This is a genomic window from Pseudomonas sp. 5Ae-yellow (assembly GCF_014077575.1).
GTDB lineage: Bacteria > Pseudomonadota > Gammaproteobacteria > Pseudomonadales > Pseudomonadaceae > Halopseudomonas > Halopseudomonas neustonica.
This window is the reverse complement of sequence record NZ_JACGWE010000011.1, coordinates 32,732-52,743: the sequence shown is the minus strand read 5'-3', so window position 1 is coordinate 52,743 and position 20,012 is coordinate 32,732. Positions and strand designations below refer to the sequence as shown.

The following is a 20,012-nucleotide window of genomic DNA, read 5'->3' as shown; positions in this document are numbered from 1 at the left end:
TTATTCGACGTTGAACCTGTGTCTTCGCGCGTAACGTAGCCCTAATCTTCCGCAGCTTTGTGCAAATCCGCAACCGGTAAAAGCAAATCTGCTAACCAGCCACTGCTAACGAATGGTTTGCTAGCAAACGGGTTGCTAGTAACTTTATTTTGACGCCCATTATTTGGCGCAAAGCCGCATTCTATATGGGTTTGCTCTGCATAGACCATTTGCCGCCCAAGAAAGGGGCTTGCGCACTTTATATGCTATTGGTTAGCGTTCGCGGTTTGGATGTACTTCGATCCACCAAGCGTCGTCATCAAGGAAGCCTTCGCTGTATGCCTGAGGTGCAATTAGAAAAGGATTTGGAGTCACTGCTAGCCAGCAAGATACAATCGCAAAAAGCTGAGCGATTACGGTTCATTGCAAATATGCAGGCAGTCATTCTGGTCGTCATCGCTTTGCGTACAATCAGCATTGGCCAGTGGTTTGACACGGCTTTAGTGCTAACAGCCATCGCTGTCATCATGCTCGCGCCACGGCTGACGAGATTCGGCTTGGTTGATTTGCCGGTAGCCATGGTGCTGTTGTCCATTACTGCTGTCGTTAGCCTGTCGATGTGGCACAGTCAGGGGCTCTATAGCGGCGCGTTGCTGGCGTTCCCTGTAATACTGGCCGTTGCAGGGTCAGTTGCTTCTCAACGCTTGTTCCTGTTGCTCACCGGCATAATGCTGAGCGTTGTAGCGATTATCACTTACGCATCAATGACAGGGCTTAAAGTCTATGAGCCAGTCGCGATAGGCGTCGGCCGACTTGTGGTGGTCAGCAGCATTCTAATAGGTACTGCTGTTGCAATTGCTTTACTCCTGCGTGATTTACGTTGCACCCGTACCCAGCTGCATCAGGAGATGGTGCGCTACCGCAGTTCACAAGCACGTATCTCGCACATGACTGACCATGATCCGTTGACCGACCTGCCTAACCGGCAGGCAATCGAGATACAGGTACAGCAAGCCATTGATCGCGCCAAGGGGCAGGGTGGTCAGCTTGCTCTGCTGTTTGTCGACATCGACAACTTCAAGACGATCAATGATTCACTTGGCTATGCCGCCGGTAACGAGCTGATCAGAGAGGTGGCCAGCAGGCTCGAGCTTACCGTTCGCGGTATTGACTCAGTTAGCCGCCAGGGCGGTGACGAATTTCTTATAATCCTCTCCGACCTGGATTGCGAAGAAACGGCGATAGCGGTTGCGCGGCGCATACAGCATGCTGCTAGCCAGCCTATTTTCTTGAGCGATATGCAGCTGTGCACGTCGCTGTCCATTGGCATCGCGTTCTATCCAGGCGACGGTGATGACTTTGCTGTCTTACTGCAAAAGGCAGAGCTGGCCACCCAGCAGGCTAAGTTAATGGGCCGAGATACATTCTGCTTGTACGACGAGCGCATGAACACCAATACCCACGAACGTCTCGGCCTTGAGCAGGATCTGCGACAAGCGTTAGCGCGTGGTGAATTCGTTTTACACTTTCAACCGATAGTGCAATTGCAGAACAACGCACTGATTGGCGCAGAAGCATTACTGCGATGGCAGCATCCGCAACGAGGCCTGCTGGGGCCAGATGTTTTTATTACAGTTGCTGAACAGTCAGGGTTGATTGCCGGGATCGGCGAGTGGGTTCTGGATGAGGCGTGCCAGGAAGCAGCCAAGTGGCATAACGGCGGCTGCGATGCCTTGGTGGTGTCGGTCAACCTTTCCGCAGTGCAATTTCAGCGTGGCAGCCTCGAGAGCATTATCCATAAAGCGCTTGAGAGTACCGGTTTAGCGCCATCGATGCTGGAGCTCGAATTAACTGAATCCATGCTTCTGGAGCAGTCCGACAGTTTTCAGCAAAGGCTGAAAAGCCTAAAGCGGTTAGGGGTGAAACTCGCAATTGATGATTTTGGTACCGGGTACTCGAACCTGTCTTATCTGCAGCGCTTTCAGGTCGACAAGTTGAAGATCGACAAATCCTTTGTCCTCAACCTCAACGAGAACGAACAAAACCTCGCTATCGTCAAAGCAGTGATTCAAATGGCGCACAGCTTGAACCTGGAGACTATTGCTGAAGGCATTGAGGACCAACAGACCCTGGACATACTCAGATCGCTGGGCAGCGACTATGGGCAGGGTTACTATTTTGCCAAGCCAATGCCAGCAGCAGATTTCTTGCGTTATGCACAAGTCGCTTCCTGATCTCTGGATAGCAGCCAATCCTGCAAGGAGATTGGCCACTATGGCATCGCCAGACTAAACGCATTACTTCGCATAATATATATTATGTTAAATAGGGTATCAAAGGACGTCAGTCAAGGTAACTCTGTTTATGCTCCATCTCATGGCTGGCCTCTTGCCTCTTGCTTCAAGACCATAATACCCCCAGCCACATCGCCAGCGTGAGCAACACCTGACCTGGGATCACGTACATCGCAAACTGGCGTCCGCCGCTTATCCAGGCAACTACGCATTTGCTTACTGAGTTGCTGCTCACAGCGATAAGCGCTGGCGCTACGATGGCAGTAATCGGTAATTGACCTGACTTGGCGAGCGCTGCAATGGAGGCAGTCGATGAATGAGCATCGGCAAAGCCAGTCAATGTTGCGGTTATCATCACTCCGGCCTGGCCGAACTGGTCGAGCATGACGGCGGAAAGAAACGTAATGCCGGTCATGGTAAGCGTCACGATCAAGGCCAATTTGAGACTGAAGGCGCCTTCAGCCTTGACGGGCTCATCATTAACCTCGCCAGCGCGCGGCGAACGCATCAGACACAGGCCGTAGATCGCGGTAGCTACAGCCCCGCATAGCAGCGGAATCCAGATTGGTCGCAACAGGCTGATATCGACGGCGCCAAGGATCAGGGCGACCTGCGCCATGGTGGCCAGATTGGAAAAAATGCCCGCCGCCGCTAACGTTCTGATGTTGCCTGGCTGGCTGGCTACAAAGTTACCCATCGCCGCTATGGTCGCTGTGCTGGAGGCAAACCCTGAGGCAATTGCGCTGATGACATAACCATAACGGGTGCCCAGAATGCGTACGGCAATATGCCCAACTGCGCCGAGCGTTAATAGCAGAACAGTCAGGGTCCATATTGTGTGGGGATTGATCGAGGTGTATGGATCGATATAGCGGTCAGGAGCCAGGGGCAACAATACAAGCGCAGCGATTAGCAAGATCAGCCCGTCGCGAATCTCTCCTTCGGTCAACTGGCCAAGCGCAATATCGTGCAGCTTTTGTCGATAAGCCAGCAACCCGGCAACTATTACCCCCAGTGCGATGGCTAGCCGCGGCTCGGTACTGCATAGAGCCCCCAGCACTAGCACGGTTATTAGCGCAACTTCACTAGTCAGGCCTGGATCTTTGCTCTGACTACGCCAGTAAGCGACGGCAACCAGCAACGCCAGGCCGCCTGCTGCGATGGCCAAAAGTAAAGCGCCACCAACCTTGATCGCCACATAACCTAGTAATGCGCTTATGGTGAAAGTGCGCAATCCTGCGCTGGCGCGGCTCTCACCCTGCCCTTTGCGCCGCTCCCGTTCGAAGCCTACCAGCATGCCTATGCCAAGCGCCGCTGCAACGCCGGTCATACTATTGAAGCTCTCACTCATGATTTACCTAGTCTGCCTTTGTAAGACATTGGCCGGAATACGCAGATTGCTAGAGTATACGCCCAGACCAGAGAAATCACCGCGCCGTGCGCCCGTCCATAATCAGATCCGGGCGCGTTCGAGCAGTTGTAGCACGAGTAGACTTAGCGCGCGGCAGCTTGCTGCGTCCAATCACCAAAAGGATCAGCATGCGTTAGCCAGTATTCACGGCTACGTTGTTCTTCTTCATCTGTCAGCAAACAGGCATCCAGGTCCGCATTTAACCTGGCAACGTCCAGGCCCTGCCCAATAAACACCAGCTCCTGCCGACAGTCACCGGTCTCCGGGCGCCAGTGCTTCATGATCTCCTGCAGGGTGTCGGCATCTTGCGGCCAGTGCTTGCGATCGACAAAGCGCCACCAGCGACCCGCTAAGCCATAGCGCATGAGGCTTCCAGCCTGAGACCAGCTCCCCGCTTCGTGCCACTTGCTCGCCAGCCAGAAAAAACCTTTGGAGCGCAGCAAGCGCCCGTTCTTCCATTCACTGCTGATAAAGTCGTAAAAGCGTTGCGGGTGGAAGGGTTTGTGCGCGCGGTAAACGGTCGAAGCGATGCCGTACTCCTCGGTTTCCGGTACGTGCTCGCCGCGCAGCTCCTGCAGCCAGCCGGGTGCTTGTGCGGCGCGATCAAAGTCAAAACGGCCGGTGTTGAGTATCTCCTTCAGGGGCACTTGGCCCATGACCATGGGAATGATTTTCGCGTGACGATTGAGCCCGCGCAGGATGGCGGCCAGCTCTTCACGCGCGGCCTGGGAAATCAGGTCTGCTTTGCTGATCAGTAGCACATCGGCAAACTCGACCTGCTCCACCAGCAGGTCAGTAATCGAGCGCTCGTCATCCTCGCCCAGCGTCTCTCCCCTGCTCTGCAGGCTCTCGGATTGTTGGTAATCCTCAAGAAAGCTCAGCCCATCTACCACGGTCACCATGGTATCGAGCCGCGCGATATCCGCCAGCGCGGTGTCGTTTTCGTCGCGGAAGGTAAAGGTCTCGGCAACCGGGAGTGGCTCAGAAATGCCGGTTGATTCAATCAGCAGATAATCAAAGCGTCCCTCTTTTGCCAGGCGCCCTACTTCCTCCAGCAGGTCTTCGCGCAGCGTGCAGCAGATGCACCCGTTACTCATCTCCACCAGCTTTTCTTCAGCGCGATTGAGACTGACGTCGCGCTGTACTTCGCCGCCATCGATGTTGATCTCGCTCATATCATTAACGATAACCGCGACCTTGAGCCCTTCGCGATTCTTCAGTATCTGGTTCAGCAGTGTGCTCTTACCGGCACCTAGAAAGCCGGAGAGCACGGTTACGGGGAGTCGATCAGGCATCAGTGAATAGTCCAGTCAGGTAGTTGAAGTCAAAAAGATGAGCACAATTATAGTTATAACATAACATTTAACAAGCCCTGCTCTGACCTCAGTGATTTCCATAACGCGATATTCAACAGGGATGTAGGTCTTGACCCAGCCGCGAGCGCTGCGGTACTCAGATACCTTCGCCAATAGGCAACTGAAAATAAGGAACCCTGATGTACAGCGTCAATGACATCGCTTTGGAAACCTGGCAGGTCACAGGTCTGCAAACGCGCGTGGCGACACTAGGAGAAGGCCCGGTCGCCCTCTTTATTCATGGTTGGCCGGAATGCTGGTACTGCTGGCGCGAGCAGATGGTTGCCTTGGCGAACGCCGGTTATCGGGCCGTAGCACCGGATATGCCGGGCTTTGGCGAGACCGCGTCTTTGCCCGAGATCAGTGACTACAACGTGGTGCGCATCTGCGCCTTTATGCAGGAGCTGGTAGAGCAAGCCAACGCGGGTGAGCCGGTGTTGCTGATCGGTCACGACTGGGGCGCGATCAACTGCTGGCAGTTCGTCCAGCGTCATCCAGAGCGGGTATCGCGGCTGATCAATATGAGTGTGCCGCTGCGGCCCATGGCCGATATCCCGCCGATTGAGTTTTTGCGTGGGTATTTTGGCGAGAACTTTTTCTACCAGATTTACTTTCAGCAGCCTGGGGTCGCTGAAGCCGAGTTCGATGCCGATCCTGAGGGCATTCTGCGTGCGCTTTACTGCTCACCGGATACACCGCGCGACCCTCCCCTGTTGGGCCGTTCTACCAAGGAAGGAGGCGGCTGGATTGGTCGCCTGGGCAAGCCCACCGAGCAGCCGGACTGGGTGACCGATGAGGCGTTGAATTACTACATTGATGCTTACCGCCACAGCGGCTTCGCCGGCGGCATCAATTACTACCGCAATTTAGATAAAAACTGGCGACTGATGCTGCCTTGGCGCGATAGCCCGATTACCTGCCCGGTATTGTTCATTGTTGGCAGCGCCGATATGACCATTCAGGGCGCAAGTGAAAACAAGCTACGGGAGATGATGAGTGATCGCTTACCCCATGTGCAGATTAAAATGCTGCAGGGCAAGGGACACTGGATTCAAAGCGAGGCGACCGCCGATGTTAATGCGGCCATGCTGGCTTTTCTAGCGGGCTGACTGGAGAGCTAAAAACAACAACCCCCGCACGTGGCGAGGGTTGTTGTAATGCCAGACACAGAATCAGAGCGCAGCGAACAGTGCCTGCGTGGGCAACACCCGAAAGTCGATCGACATCATCAGACTCAGCGCGGTAATGGCGATAATCGAGAAGCCGAACAACTTGCGCGCCCACACCTTATCGTCCACTTCCTGCTTGTAGCCCGACAGCGCGATAACCAGCCACCAAATGCTGACCAGCAGCGCAATCACCAGATAGCCGTAACCGGCAAAGCCGGAGAGCGACAGCATCAGTGCTGCGCCAGCAAACGCCACTATGTACCAGACGATATGCTGTTTGGCGACCTTGATGCCTTCTTTTACCGGCAACACCGGTATCCCCGCGGCGCTGTAATCGTCAAAGCGGAAAATCGCGATCGCGTAGGAATGCGGCATTTGCCACAGGCAAAAGATCAGCAGCAACAAGGCGGCGCCGGTATCAAATTGACCGGTAACGGCGCAGTAGCCTACTACCGGTGGCATCGCGCCGGAGAGACTGCCCACCAGCGTGCCGTAGACCGAGGTGCGCTTTAGCCAAAGGCTGTAGAAGCCCACATAGATAATGTAACCAAAGGCCGCCAGCAAGGTAGCGATGGGGGTAGTGAACCACCACAGCAGGCCAAAGCCGGCCACACCCAGCACTAGGCCATGGGTCATGGCCGCGAGCAAGGAAATCTGCCCGGTGACCAGAACCCGCTCGCGGGTGCGCTGCATATGGCCGTCGATATCGCGGTCGATGCAATTGTTCATCACGCAGCCACTGGCAACCACCAACGACAAACCAACCACGGTGGCCAGCAGCAGGGTCAGATCAATCTGCCCCTGCGCTGCGAGGAAGTATCCCCCGGCCACCGCGATCAGGTTGCCGAAGATGATCCCCGGCTTGGTGATCAACAGATAGCGTTTTAGCTTCACTTGAACATCCAGGGCATCATCAACATGTCGGCGTTGACCATGATCCAGATGGCCAGGCCCACCAGCATGACGATAATCAGTACGGTGAACAGGAAGGCCAACAGATTCCACCGGCCTTCCGAGGAGGTGTTCATGTGCAGGAAGCACACCAGATGCACCACGATCTGTACAACACCCATGACCAGCATGCTGATCAGTGCCGTCTCACGGCTGAAATCACCACTCATGACCATGCCGAACGGGATCACCGTGAGGATCACCGACAGCACAAAACCAATCGCGTAAGACCCGTAGCTGCCGTGCCCTGCGCCGGCCTCAGTAGATGCGTGACTCATGCGGCAACTCCCATCAGATAGACAATGGTAAACACGCAGATCCAGACGATATCCAGGAAGTGCCAGAACAGACTCAGGCACATCAGGCGCGTGTTGTTTTGACTGGTCAGGCCACGGGTCTTGATCTGCGCCATCAGTACCAGCATCCAGACCAGACCTGCGGTGACGTGCAGACCATGCATGCCGACCAGGGTAAAGAACGACGACAGGAAGGCGCTGCGATCAGGGCCAAAACCTTCAACGATCAAATGATGAAACTCGTTGATCTCCATGCCGATGAATCCGGCGCCAAGCAGGAAGGTCGCGCCCAGCCAGGCCAGCGCCTGGCTCTTGGCGCCACGATGGGCTGCCAGCATGGAGAAGCCGTAGGTGCAGCTACTGATCAACAGCAGGAAGGTTTCGCCCAGTACATAGGGCAATTCAAAAATGTCCTTGCCGCTGGGGCCACCGGCGGTGTGGTTGACCAATACCGCGTAGGTAGCAAACACACTGGCAAAGAGCACGCAGTCGGTCATCAGGTACAACCAGAAACCGAATACCGTGTTTTCGCCGCTGTCGTGGTCATGACCGTGATCATGCGCTTGTTCATGACCAGCGGCGTGATGGGAACTCATTACATCCGTCGACATGGGTTAAACCTGCTCTGCAAATGAGGTGGTGTTCAGCGTCTGACCGTGCGCTTCAAAGCGCGCGTGATGCTGGCTTTCGATGCGCTCGATCTCATCGGGCTGGACGTAATAATCAACGTCCTGGTTGTAGCTGCGAGCGATGAAGGTGGCGATCATGCCAATAAAGCTCAAACCGGCCAGCCACCAGATATGCCAGATCATGGCAAAACCAAAGACCGCACCCAGTAGACCAATAACTACGCCTGCGGCGGTGTTTTTCGGCATATGGATCGGGCTATAGCTAGCTGGGCGCTGATAAGCGGTACCCTTCTCTTTCATGTCCTGGAAGGCATCAATCTTGTGCACGGTAGGCAGCTCCGCAAAGTTGTAGAACGGCGGTGGTGAACTGGTTGACCATTCCAATGTGCGGCCGCCCCACGGATCGCCCGTCAGGTCGCGCAATTGCTCGCGATTCTTGATGCTGACGATCAACTGCGCGATCTGGAACAGAATGCCGCACAGAATCAGACCCGCACCGCAGAAGGCGACGATCAGGTAGGGCTGCCACATGGGATTATCGTAGTGGTTCAGACGGCGTGTCATACCCATGAAGCCCAATACGTAGAGCGGCATGAAGGCGACAAAGAAACCGCTGATCCAGCACCAGAATGCTCCCTTACCCAAACCTTCATGGAGCTTGAAACCAAAGGCTTTCGGGAACCAGAAGGTGAAACCAGCCAGGTAACCGAACACCGCACCACCGATGATGGTGTTGTGGAAGTGCGCGATCAAAAACAGGCTGTTGTGCAGTACATAGTCGGCACCCGGTACGGCCAGCAGTACGCCGGTCATGCCGCCGATGGTGAAGGTCACCATGAAGCCGAGCGTCCAGAGTACCGGGGTGGTGAAACGGATCCGGCCGCGGAACATGGTGAACAGCCAACTGAAGAGTTTTACACCGGTGGGCACCGAGATAATCATGGTCGCCACACCGAAGAAAGCGTTGACGTTGGCACCCGAGCCCATGGTAAAGAAGTGGTGCAACCAAACCACAAAGCCCAGCAAGGTAATGGCACCACTCGCCCAGACCATGGAGGTGTAGCCGAACAACTTCTTACCGGAGAAGGTGGAAATCACCTCAGAGAAAATACCGAACGCTGGCAGGATCAGGATGTACACCTCGGGATGACCCCAGGCCCAGAACAGGTTGATGTACATCATGGCGTTGCCGCCAAGCTCGTTGGTGAAAAAATGCATATCCAGATAGCGATCCAACGTCAGCAGACCCAGGGTCGCGGTGAGGATCGGGAAAGAGGCGACAATCAGGATATTGGTAAAGGTACAGGCCCAGGTAAAGATCGGCATCTTCATCAGGGTCATGCCTGGGGTACGCATCTTGAACACGGTGACCAGGAAGTTGACCCCCGTCAGTAGCGTCCCCAGCCCCGATAACTGTAGTGCCCAGATGTAGTAATCGACCCCTACCCCCGGACTGTAACCAAGCTCGGCCAGCGGCGGGTAAGCCACCCAACCGGTGCGGGCGAACTCCCCTACCCCCAGCGAAATATTGACCAGAATCGCACCGGCAACAAACAGCCAGAAGCTCAGCGAGTTGAGGAACGGAAAGGCTACGTCGCGGGCACCAATCTGCAGCGGCACGGCGATGTTCATCAAGCCGACCATGAACGGCATGGCCATGAAGATGATCATGATCACACCGTGGGCGGTGAAGATCTGGTCGTAGTGCTCGGGTGGCAGGAAGCCCTCGGCGCCACCTTGGGCGACAGCCAACTGGGCACGCATCATGATCGCGTCGGCAAAGCCACGCAGCAGCATGATGAGTGCCACCAGGATATACATCACGCCAATTTTCTTGTGGTCGACCGAGGTCAGCCATTCGGACCAGAGGTAGCCCCACTTGCGGTAATAGGTTAGTGCAGCGAATACGCCGAAACCGAGCAGCGCCACCACAGCCAGCGTGACCATGATGATGGGCTCGTGATACGGCACGGCCTCAAGGGTAAGTTTGCCGAACATCTTAGTTAGACTCCTCGATACGGGCGTTCATGTGCATGCCGGCCATGTCGGCATCTGCGTGCTCAGCGCTGTTCATCGCGTGGTGACCACCGTGGGCGTACTGCATAAGAATGTGCTGATAGAGCGTGGGGCTTACGGCGCCGAAGTAGCGCACCGGATCGGCCTTACTGGGCTCGACCAGCGCAGGGTAGCTATTCAGATCGAGGGTTTCCGGGTTGGCCTTGACCTTGGCGACCCAGTCCTTGAAACCGTCTTGCGAAGTAGATATGGCCTGAAATTTCATGTCCGAGAAGCCCTCACCACTGAGGTTCGCAGAGATACCATCAAAGCTACCTTCATGGTTGGCAATCAGGTGCAGCTTGGTCTGCATGCCCGCCATGGAATAGATCTGACTACCCAGCTGCGGGATAAAGAAAGAGTTCATCGCCGATTGGGAGGTGATCTTGAAGTTCACTGGCGTATCTTTCGGAAAGGCAATTTCGTTTACCGTGGCAATCCCCTGCTCCGGATAGATAAACAGCCATTTCCAGTCGAGCGATACCACCTGAATCTCGATCGGTTTAACGTCGGAATCCAGCGGGCGGTAGGGGTCCAGCTCATGGGTACTGGTCCAGGTGATGGTGCCCAGAATGGCAACGATCACACAGGGAACCAGCCACACAACCAGCTCAATGCGGTTGGAGTGTGACCAATTGGGCCGATAGGTGGCTTTCGTGTTACTGGCGCGGTATTTCCAGGCGAATGCCAGGGTCATCACGATCACCGGCACCACCACAATCAGCATCAACAGCGTCGCAGTGATGATCAGCGACTTTTCGTCCATGCCGACCTGACCCTTGGGGTCCAGCAGCGCCATCTTGCAACCGCCCAGCATCAGCAGGGGCAGCCAGACCAGGTGTTTCAAATATCCAGAGAACTGCTCTATTTTCATGTTGCGGCCTTGTTGGATGAACTGGCTCCGCGCCGTGAGCCGGACGACGGTGCCGACATATCTCCCGCATACATCGGATGATGCTTAAATGGATCAAGCCGCAGAACACCCGCGCGAGAACACGCGAATATCGCCATGGCGAAATCGATTTATCTGCTGTTGGAGTATTTTTTAGTCAGCATGGGTAGCGCTAGGCGCCGTCCTGCCGGGCGCTTGCCGGTGATGGTTGCTGGTGCGAAGAGATCGCCAAGCAGCGGACCTATCGGCCTGCAGCCAAGTGTTGATGACTTGGCAAGGTCAGTAATCCATGTGGCTGAAAACCAGCCTCACTGACTCAGGAGGCAAATATTACAAGATATTTCAAAGAAGACTGCAAACCCGCAGGTTGGCTGGGGCAGGGGTTTATACTCGCTCGCAGCGCAAATCTGCGAGCTAAGCTGGTTTTTTTATCAACCTGGTAACTCAGGCGGAATGCCCATTTTTACTGGGGCTGTAGCCTGTTTTTTCCGCCGATGGCGCGACTATCTTTAACCTGCGCAGCGCTGCGACCATGTGTCGCGTCAGCTTTATGGCAAAACCGGACAAATCCTTGATCTGTGTCATGCCTTTTCACCCGTGAAGCTGCTAGTGCTGCGCTGACAGCCGTTTGGCGGCACCCTCTGTGACCTCGTTGACTAATTCACCGGCGCAACGCAGAATCGTGCTTCACAGCCAAGACAGAACCATGCTTACAGCAACCCCCCCTCCCAGCCTGCAACAGCGCGCGTTATCAGCGATGAAGCTCTCATTGCTGGTGCTCATGCTGCTGTTTCTGTCTGCCATGGCCCAACAGAAGTCAGTCGCGCCCTTCTCTGCCGAGCGCGGCTTTGTTGGTCAGCTAGAGCAACTGGTTGTTGCTGCCCACAGCGGATCGTTAAAGCTTCAGAAAGACAGCTCCTCCAGGAGCGGTGCCCCTGAGCCAGGCCCAAGCCTGCACTGGGCCACAACCAGTAACTTCGATCTTGTATTGGCAGGGTTCGATAATGCCTCCACGCGAAACAGCCGCCAGCGCGATAGCTCGCCGCTAACCCCTGCCTATCTTTTACCTCCGCTCCGCGCGCCTCCTGTGGCGTAATTCTCAACGCTATCACCGGTTGTTATCGCAACAACTACTCTCATTTATAGTTTGAGTATTACCCATGAAATCGCTACGTTCACGAGCCCTGACTTACGGCTTGGTGATTGCGCTCGGACTGCTGAGCGCGTTACCCAGCCTGTTACCTAACTCTGTGTCTACCAGACTGCCGGCCTGGTATACCCAGCACACCATTACCCTTGGCCTCGACCTGCAAGGCGGCTCGCATTTATTGCTGGAGGCCGATACCCAGACGCTGTTTACCGATCAGCTTGAAGCCTTTTCCCGTGAGTTGACTGTCGCCATGCGCAAGTCAGCTATCGCCTACCAAAGCCCCTCCTTCAGCGGTGTGCACGCGGCATTGAAAGTTCATAACCCCGCGCAATTGACTCAGGCCCTGAAGCTCGCCAAAGAACTCGCGCATAACCAGGTTGACGGACATCAGCGCTTCGATATTCAGGCCGAGGACGGACAATTACTGATCCGCCTGAACAAGCAATGGCAGCAGGCGTTATCAAAGGATGCGGTAGAGCGCAGCCTGGAAGTCGTGCGGCGTCGTCTGAATGAAACCGGCCTGGTTGAGCCAAGTATTACGCGTCAGGGTGAAGACGGCATTCTGGTGCAAATGCCAGGCGTGGCCGATCCCCACGAGATTCGCACGCTGCTGGGCACAACGGCCAAGATGCTGTTTCACTGGCAGGCTCTGCCTGACGCGGGTAATAACGCAGATACCCAAATAGTTGCCGGTGCCAATGGCGAGCAGAGCTACCGACTCGAACGCCGCGTAGCCATGGCTGGTGAGCGTATCAGTGATGCGCAGATGGCCTTCAGCCCCGACACTGGCCAGCCGGTGGTCACCTTCAAGCTCGATAGCCAGGGAGCCAAGCTGTTTGGTGAGATAACCCGGGACAACATCGGCCGACCCCTGGCCATCGTTCTCGACAATAAGGTGATTACCGCGCCAGTGATTCGCAGCGTCATTGCTGGCGGCAGCGGCGAAATCAGCGGCAGTTTTTCTACTCAAGAGGCCAGCAACCTGGCGCTGCTGTTGCGCGCCGGCGCTTTGCCGGTGCCGCTGCATGTGATTGAGGAGCGCACGGTCGGCCCGGATCTGGGCAGCGATGCGATTGCCATGGGGCTCACCACGGGGCTCATCGGCGCAGCCATGGTGATCGCCTTTATGCTGGGTATCTACGGTACCTGGGGCCTGATCGCCTGCATTGGCCTATCGGTCAACATCGGACTGGTATTCGGTGTGCTTGGCGCTTTGGGTGCCACCCTCACGCTACCGGGCATTGCCGGTATCATACTGACCGTGGGTATGGCGGTGGACGCCAATATCCTGATCAACGAGCGGATTCGCGAAGAGGCGCGCCGCGGAAAGTCGGCTGCCATGGCCCTTAAAGAAGGCTTTGATCGCGCCTACAGCACCATTTTGGACTCCAACCTGACCACCCTGATTGCCATTAGCTTGCTGTTTCTGTTTGGCAGCGGGCCGGTAAAGGGGTTTGCCGTCACCATCGGCATTGGCTTGCTAACCTCAATGTTTACCGCCATTGCGGTGACGCGCCTGATGATGGAAAAAAGCATCAAGGGGAAAGAACGCCAGCCGCTGAAAATATCCGGTATCACCTGGCTGGATAAAACCAGTGGGCGTGGGATTGATTTTCTGCGCGGACGATTTATTGGACTGGCTGCCTCTGCGCTTCTGTCGATTGCATCGATCGCCCTGTTTGTGCAGCCGGGGCTGCACTATGGCGTCGATTTTACCGGCGGTACCGTGATCGAAGTGCAAGCTCAGTCGGTCACGGTTGATCAACTGAGACAGTCGCTGGAAACACAAAGCCTGGGGGCGGCCAGCATTCAGGAATTTGGCGATGATGGTCACTTTTTGATTCGATTGGCGGCGCCAGCCGGTCATTCAGGCCAGACAGCCACGCAGGTCGACGAGATCAAATCAGCGGTAACCCAGCTGCAGGCCACAGCGGAATTTCCGCGTGTCGATATGGTGGGCCCCAAGGTCAGCGGTGACTTCAGTGATCTCACCATACTGGCGATTCTTGCAGCCGGGGCCGGCATGCTGCTTTACCTCTGGGTGCGCTTCGAGTCGCATTTTGCCCTGGCTGCTACCTTGACGATTGCACTGGACCTGACCAAAACCATTGGCTTTTTTGCGCTCACCGGCGTCGAGTTCAACCTCACCGCTGTGGCTGCCCTGCTCGCCTTGATTGGCTACTCTGTCAACGACAAGGTAGTGGTATTTGACCGTATTCGCGAGAACCTGCGGCTCACCCCGGACAAACCCATGTTGCAGCTATTGAACGAGAGCATCTCGTCTACCTTAACGCGGACCATCTTTACCTCGGTGACCAGTTTTCTCGCCTTGCTACCGATGGGCATCGCCGGTGGCGCTGCGGTGGCCAGTTTCGCTCTGCCTATGCTGTTTGGCATCGTGATCGGCACCAGTTCGTCAATCTTCATCGCTTCCCCGATTCTGTACTACCTTAGCCAACGACGGAAACGTAAGGGGTTAGCGCAATTACGGCCCACGGCTGAAGAAATACAAAAACAACTGAACGCTATTCCCTGAGGAATTCGATATGTCCTGGATAATGCTTATTGTCGGCCTGGTGCTATTGATTTTTGGTGCCGACCTACTGGTGAAAGGTGCGGCCAGACTGGCCGCGAGTTTCGGCGTGCCAGCACTGGTAGTTGGCTTAACGGTAGTGGCCTTCGGTACCAGCGCGCCTGAGTTGGCGGTCAGCGTCAAGTCGGCCTGGTCAGGGCAAGCCGAATTGGCTGTGGCCAATGTGGTCGGCAGTAACATATTCAATATCCTGTGTATTCTCGGGCTAGCGGCGCTCATTTCTCCGCTGGTTGTGTCGGCCCAACTCATCCGGCAGGACGTTCCCATCATGATCCTGGTGTCCGCGGCGGCCACGGCCATGGCCTGGGACGGCAGTATCGTGAAATGGGAGGCGGCGTTGCTGTTTATCGGATTGCTCGCCTATACCGGATTTCTGTTCCTGCAGGGCCGCAAGCAGGGTCTGGAGACGGCTGACGCAGACACCGCCGGGCTTTTGCAGCAGAAGGCGCCACTCTGGCAAAACCTCGCGTTACTGGTTGTTGGCTTGGTCCTGCTGGTGTTGGGCGCGCGTTTTCTGGTGCAGAGCGCAGTGCAGATAGCCTCGTCCTTTGGTGTCAGCGATGCGGTGATAGGTCTCACGATAGTAGCTATCGGCACCTCGCTGCCGGAGGTCATGACGTCTGTAGTGGCTACCCTGAAGGGCCAGCGCGACATCGCTATCGGCAACGTAGTTGGCAGCAATATATTCAATATTCTCTGCGTACTCGGGTTGTCAGGTCTGGTCTCGCCGGAGCCTTTGCTGGCCAATATGCAAATGGCATCGCTGGATATGCCGGTGATGTTGGCTGTAGCGCTGCTGTGTTTGCCCCTGTTCTTCGTGGGTGCAAGTTTATCGCGGTTGGAAGGCGGGCTATTTCTCGTGCTTTACGCCGCGTATGTCTGGTACCTGATCGCACTCACACTCAACCTGGGGTATCTGAGCGACCTGCGAACAGGCATTATTTTCGTGCTGGTTCCCCTGGTGGCGGTCTACGTCACTACGCTATTAGGTGTCGACCTAAGGCGGCGCCTCAGATAACGCATGCGCGACGCTGTGCCACCTTGCTCAGCAGGCCGCCAGGCACGATGATGTCTTTGGTCCAGCCACAGTCGGCTTTCCCTGCAGGTAGCGATGAAGGAGTTAAAGCGTAGATGAACGACACTACAAAGCCGCTGTTTGGCACAGCAGACGCCTCTTATCAGGCGGCCGGCGAACTGGCGGGAATTCAACAGTTAGTGACTGATTTCTATCAGATTATGGACACCTGGAGCGGTGCAACCAAGATCCGGGCCATGCACAAATCCGATCTTAGTCAGTCTGCTGACAAGTTGACCTGTTTTCTGTCTGGCTGGCTGGGCGGGCCGCGGTTGTATCAGGAGCGCTATGGCTCGATCAGCATTCCCGGCTTTCATGCTCAGTGGCCGATAGATGCTCAGGCTCGAGATGCCTGGCTAGGCTGCATGCAGCAGGCCATCGAACGCCAGCCGTTCAGTGCGGACTTCAAAGGGTATCTATTGGCTCAGCTTAGCGTTCCGGCCAATCGCGTCGTACAGGCCAGTCAGGCCCGCCTGCAAGCCAGTCAGTAAGCCCGCTGCAGCTCGCAGACGCAGCATTTACATCAACTAGCTCCGCTGGCTCGAATCAAGAGCCAGCTTTACCAGCAGCACGCGCTCATTGCCAGCCGATGGCAGGCCCCACACGTCGGTAGAGGGTAGCCCCTGAAACGGAATACCCACCCATTTTTGCTTTGTACTCAAACAACTTTAAATCACCTTCCATATCGGGATTTCAACAAAAAACGCCGTAGTTACTAAGCGCTCAGATTAGCCGCAGCCTTCCAAGCCATGTATGGTAGTTACATATATAAGCGATCTGGCCCGGCTTGGTAATGTCCAATGACGTAGCCAGATCTTCTCTTCAAACGCTCTCAGGAGGCTACATATGAAGAAGGATCCCACTAAAGGTTTCATTGCACTACTCGGTTGGGCACCCAATGCCGTCGAAGCAGCAGCTACCTTCGACCGCCGCTATGTTGTTGTGGCACCTGAATGGGCGGAAGAGTATTGCAAAACCCATAACATCCCCTATCTACCCTGGAACTTCGAGCGTTTAAATGATCGCTCAGTGGAAATTGCACAAACCCTGAAAGACATGGGTGTCGATGTTGCTATTCCGCTATTCGAAGAAACCGTAGAGTGGGCTGGTGCGATCAACTCGGTGCTGCTCGACAACCCTCGTTTGTTTGGTCAAGCCATGCTGATGCGTGACAAATCGCTGATGAAGCGTCGAGCGCAGCTGGGCGGCATCCGCGTAGGTATCTTTGAAGAAGCCCATGACCGCGAGGACGTTATCCGCTTCCTCAAGCGCGTCAACCAGACCCTGCTAAAGCTGGACGGTGACCCGAACGATCCAATCCACTTCAAGGCCTTCGATAAGGCTGGCTGCCTTGGGCACCGCGTTATTCGTACGCCTGATGATGTTGATGCCATTCCGGATGATGAGTTTCCGTCACTGATGGAGTCGCACCTGGACGGCTGGGAGTTCGCGGTAGAGGCATGGATTCACAACGGCAAGATTCGCTTCCTGAACATTTCCGAGTACGTGCGCCTGGGTTATTCAGTGCATGTGCCTGCGTCACCTAGCCTGGAAGCCTACCGCCCGCAAATCGTCCAGCAGATCGAAAAGCTGATCAAGACCTTTGATATCGAGTTCGGCATGATTCACCCCGAGTACTTTGTTACCAGCGATGGTGAAATGTACTTCGGCGAGGTCGCTTACAGACCGCCAGGCTTCAAGGTTTTCGAGCTTCTTGAGCGCGTTTACAAGGGCTTCAATGCGTATCACGCAACCATGCTGGTATTTGATCCCAAAACGACTGAAGAAGAGGTCAAGGCTTACTTCCCGCGCGAAGTTGAAGACGCGACTGGCTACGCCGGCTGCTTTGGTGTTTACCCACGCCGCCGCGTTGTGAGCAAGCTGGAGATGCCTGAAGAGACAGAAGATCACCCTTACTTCGAGTCCCATGAGTTAACCACTCCGCTGGAAGAAATGGTAACCAAGCGCACGGCGTTCGGCACGCATTGGGGTCTGCTCTACTTTGTCGGTGAGGACTCTCAGGTGATGCACGACCTGCTAAAGCGTCAGGAAGAACTCGACTTCTACGTGTAGCGCTTCAACGACTGGCCCCCTATTATGGGTCGCAACAGTTTGAGCAAGGGGAAGTGTGTGGTGAACAGCGATACCATGAATCAGGTTGATGACAGCAAGCTGCAAATGTTGTTGTCGCGATTCGATGACGCCGTTCAGGCGATGGCAAGTGCACCTGCGTTTGCCAAGATCGGCAAACTCGACCGGGTATTTGATACCGGGCGTCGTGTTCTGCTGCAAGAAGGTGGCTGTGCCGCCGTCGCTGCTCGCGCCCAAATAATAGAGGCCGCAGGGGTCTTTATGGGCTCAGACTGGGATAGCCCACAAACCCTGGTTCCGGGACTGACCGGCCTCACCTTGCGCAGCCCGGATGCCAACACGCTGGTGATCGAAGCATTCAGCCAGCTGCGGCTGCTGGCTGTCTCGCGCGGGGACTACGCCCACCCGACCATTAGTGCCGAACAGGCGCATCATTTCCTCACCCAGGTTTTGGCCAGCAACCTTGTGCTGTTATTCAGCCCGCCCAGCGAAGCTGAGCGTGAGACTCAGGGCAAGCTGGTAGCGCTACCGCGCAACCTTCTCGAACATTTAGCAAGTTGTATTGGCTATGAATACATCATTGATCAACTGATTGATGAGATTTGGCGTATTCAACAGCAGCGGCCCATTCAAGTCAGCTCTGTGCGACGTATGATTACCCAGATAGCCATCTGCCAAGCCAATCCTGATATCGATCTTGGCACCAGCGGCCAAGGGGCGGATCGTCTAGTCAGCAGCCTTTTTGGCCCGACCCATGCGTGCCGTGAAGACCCCGGCGTAGAGGTCTATCAAGAACGGCTTGAGTATATGGACAACACCGCATTGCAGAGTGAGGCCACCGGCTTCGCTCGGGCAATGCACGACACCGGCCTGGTGTCTGCCTACCACACGGTCCTGGTCAGACACCTGCTCAACGAAGGTGAGCATCTGCTTTCAGAGGCTTTAGGGTTGTCATCCACCGGCCGCGATTGCCTGATGTGCTATCGCGAGCTGGCGCTCAGTCTAATTGATGCCTGCGTGTTTCCGGCAACGCCACAGGCCATTTACGGTTTATCGTTGATGCTGGAGCGCGGCATTCTGTATCAACCTCCCGTGGCTCCGGCGATGTGGCGACAGCTAGGGTTGCCGCTGAGCACCTACGCTCGTGATCGTCTAGCGATGGCGTTTGGTGATCAGGCTACGCCTGAGGCCTTCTTGCTTGAAGGCGTACTTTGCATGCTCGGCCTGCCGCTGGGCGTGGGTCAAGGCAACAACCCGACCTGTCAGTCGGCGCGCGCCCTGTCCATGTGGGCCTACAACGACCCGGACTACATGCTGCAAATGGTCACCTGGGCCGCGCGTGATAACGAAATCATCATGCACTTCGAAGGTCAGCCGGTCTCCTCCCAGGAAAGCCTGTCGGGTGTTGCAACCAGCCTGCCAATCGATCTCGATCCGGTCTCACTGATTGTCGTACCGCATCTCGACCGTATTTATGCCGAGATGGGGCGGCGTTGCATTGGCCGCGAAGGCGATCCGCACCGCTGGGTCAATCCGGAGTTTCATGGCTGGTGGTCTGGCCGAGGGTTTCGGCTGAATGTTGATGTGCCGACGGGCAAGTTAGTTGATCTTGATAATTTTTTACGCCACTTTTATGCGGCTTATCACCCTTTTCACAATGGCAACCAGCCCCTGATCCATCCACAACCCGCAGGTATCGCGGTGACTGATAGCGCTGCGCGCTTTATTGGCTGGCATGCGATTACCATTTTGCGCGTGACGCTAGACCCAAAGGATGTGATGCGCGTTTACTTCTTCAATCCCAACAACGATAGCGGCCAGAACTGGGGCGACGGTTTAACCGTGAGCACTGCCGGTAATGGCGAACGCTTCGGGGAAGCCTCACTACCCTTCGAGCAGTTTCTCTCACGTCTGTATATCTTCCATTATGATCCTCTTGAGCACGGTGAGATGGCGAGCGTCACCCGTGGCGAGTTGGATGAAATTATTGGCTATATACAGCGAAGCTGGGGCGCCGATCGGCTGCCTGCTGGCGAACTGCAAGGTGATAGCGGACCAGCAGCCTGATCAGC

General features: G+C 55.6%; 16 protein-coding genes. 8 read left to right on the top strand and 8 right to left on the bottom strand.

Annotated features, from left to right (window positions below; all coding sequences use genetic code 11):
• Window positions 1–410: 410 nt before the first annotated feature.
• A complete protein-coding gene (locus tag H4J77_RS09125; protein WP_182248019.1) occupies window positions 411–2,213 on the top strand; it encodes a bifunctional diguanylate cyclase/phosphodiesterase in 1,803 nt (600 codons plus the stop codon).
• A gap of 166 nt (window positions 2,214–2,379) precedes the next feature.
• Here the strand turns inward: H4J77_RS09125 and H4J77_RS09120 are convergent, their stop codons facing one another.
• Both H4J77_RS09120 and zigA read right to left on the bottom strand, forming a co-directional pair.
• Window positions 2,380–3,624, bottom strand: coding sequence for an MgtC/SapB family protein (locus H4J77_RS09120; RefSeq protein ID WP_182248017.1), 1,245 nt, complete (start codon window positions 3,622–3,624; stop codon window positions 2,380–2,382).
• Window positions 3,625–3,767: 143 nt separating this feature from the next.
• A complete protein-coding gene (gene zigA / locus H4J77_RS09115) occupies window positions 3,768–4,979 on the bottom strand; it encodes a zinc metallochaperone GTPase ZigA (protein ID WP_182248015.1) in 1,212 nt (403 codons plus the stop codon).
• Between the two features lie 200 nt (window positions 4,980–5,179).
• Here zigA and H4J77_RS09110 point away from each other — a divergent pair, with 200 nt between their 5' ends.
• Window positions 5,180–6,148, top strand: a complete 969-nt coding sequence (locus H4J77_RS09110; RefSeq protein WP_182248013.1) for an alpha/beta fold hydrolase — start codon at window positions 5,180–5,182, stop codon at window positions 6,146–6,148.
• 63 nt (window positions 6,149–6,211) lie between these two features.
• On the opposite strand, the gene cyoE is transcribed toward H4J77_RS09110, so the two are convergent.
• The 6 genes from cyoE to H4J77_RS09080 all read right to left on the bottom strand — a co-directional run bounded on the left by cyoE (window position 6,212) and on the right by H4J77_RS09080 (window position 11,616).
• Window positions 6,212–7,102: a heme o synthase gene (gene cyoE, locus H4J77_RS09105; RefSeq protein WP_123889254.1), complete on the bottom strand. Its 891-nt coding sequence runs from the start codon at window positions 7,100–7,102 to the stop codon at window positions 6,212–6,214.
• On the bottom strand, window positions 7,099–7,437 hold the full coding sequence (gene cyoD, locus H4J77_RS09100) for a cytochrome o ubiquinol oxidase subunit IV (protein WP_182248011.1): 339 nt from the start codon (window positions 7,435–7,437) through the stop codon (window positions 7,099–7,101). Before cyoD ends, cyoE begins: the two co-directional genes overlap by 4 nt.
• Window positions 7,434–8,066, bottom strand: coding sequence for a cytochrome o ubiquinol oxidase subunit III (locus H4J77_RS09095; protein ID WP_182248009.1), 633 nt, complete (start codon window positions 8,064–8,066; stop codon window positions 7,434–7,436). The genes cyoD and H4J77_RS09095 overlap by 4 nt, the downstream gene beginning before the upstream one ends.
• Before the next feature lie 3 nt (window positions 8,067–8,069).
• Window positions 8,070–10,082, bottom strand: coding sequence for a cytochrome o ubiquinol oxidase subunit I (gene cyoB, locus H4J77_RS09090; protein ID WP_182248007.1), 2,013 nt, complete (start codon window positions 10,080–10,082; stop codon window positions 8,070–8,072).
• A gap of 1 nt (window position 10,083) precedes the next feature.
• On the bottom strand, window positions 10,084–11,013 hold the full coding sequence (gene cyoA / locus H4J77_RS09085) for a ubiquinol oxidase subunit II (RefSeq protein ID WP_182248005.1): 930 nt from the start codon (window positions 11,011–11,013) through the stop codon (window positions 10,084–10,086).
• Between the two features lie 462 nt (window positions 11,014–11,475).
• Window positions 11,476–11,616, bottom strand: a complete 141-nt coding sequence (locus tag H4J77_RS09080; RefSeq protein WP_158611253.1) for a hypothetical protein — start codon at window positions 11,614–11,616, stop codon at window positions 11,476–11,478.
• 121 nt (window positions 11,617–11,737) lie between these two features.
• Between H4J77_RS09080 and H4J77_RS09075 the strand changes: the two genes are divergently transcribed.
• The 6 genes from H4J77_RS09075 (at window position 11,738) to H4J77_RS09050 (ending at window position 20,007) form a co-directional block, all read left to right on the top strand.
• Window positions 11,738–12,127, top strand: coding sequence for a hypothetical protein (locus tag H4J77_RS09075; protein ID WP_182248003.1), 390 nt, complete (start codon window positions 11,738–11,740; stop codon window positions 12,125–12,127).
• Window positions 12,128–12,191: 64 nt separating this feature from the next.
• Window positions 12,192–14,717: a protein translocase subunit SecD gene (secD, locus tag H4J77_RS09070; protein ID WP_182248001.1), complete on the top strand. Its 2,526-nt coding sequence runs from the start codon at window positions 12,192–12,194 to the stop codon at window positions 14,715–14,717.
• 10 nt (window positions 14,718–14,727) lie between these two features.
• The gene (locus H4J77_RS09065) at window positions 14,728–15,792 is read left to right on the top strand and encodes a calcium/sodium antiporter (protein WP_123889247.1); all 1,065 of its coding nucleotides are present in this window, start codon (window positions 14,728–14,730) and stop codon (window positions 15,790–15,792) included.
• Between the two features lie 113 nt (window positions 15,793–15,905).
• Window positions 15,906–16,340 (top strand): group II truncated hemoglobin, encoded by a 435-nt coding sequence (locus tag H4J77_RS09060; protein WP_123889246.1) that lies wholly within the window; start codon window positions 15,906–15,908, stop codon window positions 16,338–16,340.
• A gap of 355 nt (window positions 16,341–16,695) precedes the next feature.
• A complete protein-coding gene (locus tag H4J77_RS09055) occupies window positions 16,696–17,922 on the top strand; it encodes an acetyl-CoA carboxylase biotin carboxylase subunit family protein (RefSeq protein ID WP_123889245.1) in 1,227 nt (408 codons plus the stop codon).
• A gap of 75 nt (window positions 17,923–17,997) precedes the next feature.
• Window positions 17,998–20,007: a hypothetical protein gene (locus H4J77_RS09050; protein ID WP_182248070.1), complete on the top strand. Its 2,010-nt coding sequence runs from the start codon at window positions 17,998–18,000 to the stop codon at window positions 20,005–20,007.
• Window positions 20,008–20,012 lie beyond the last annotated feature (5 nt).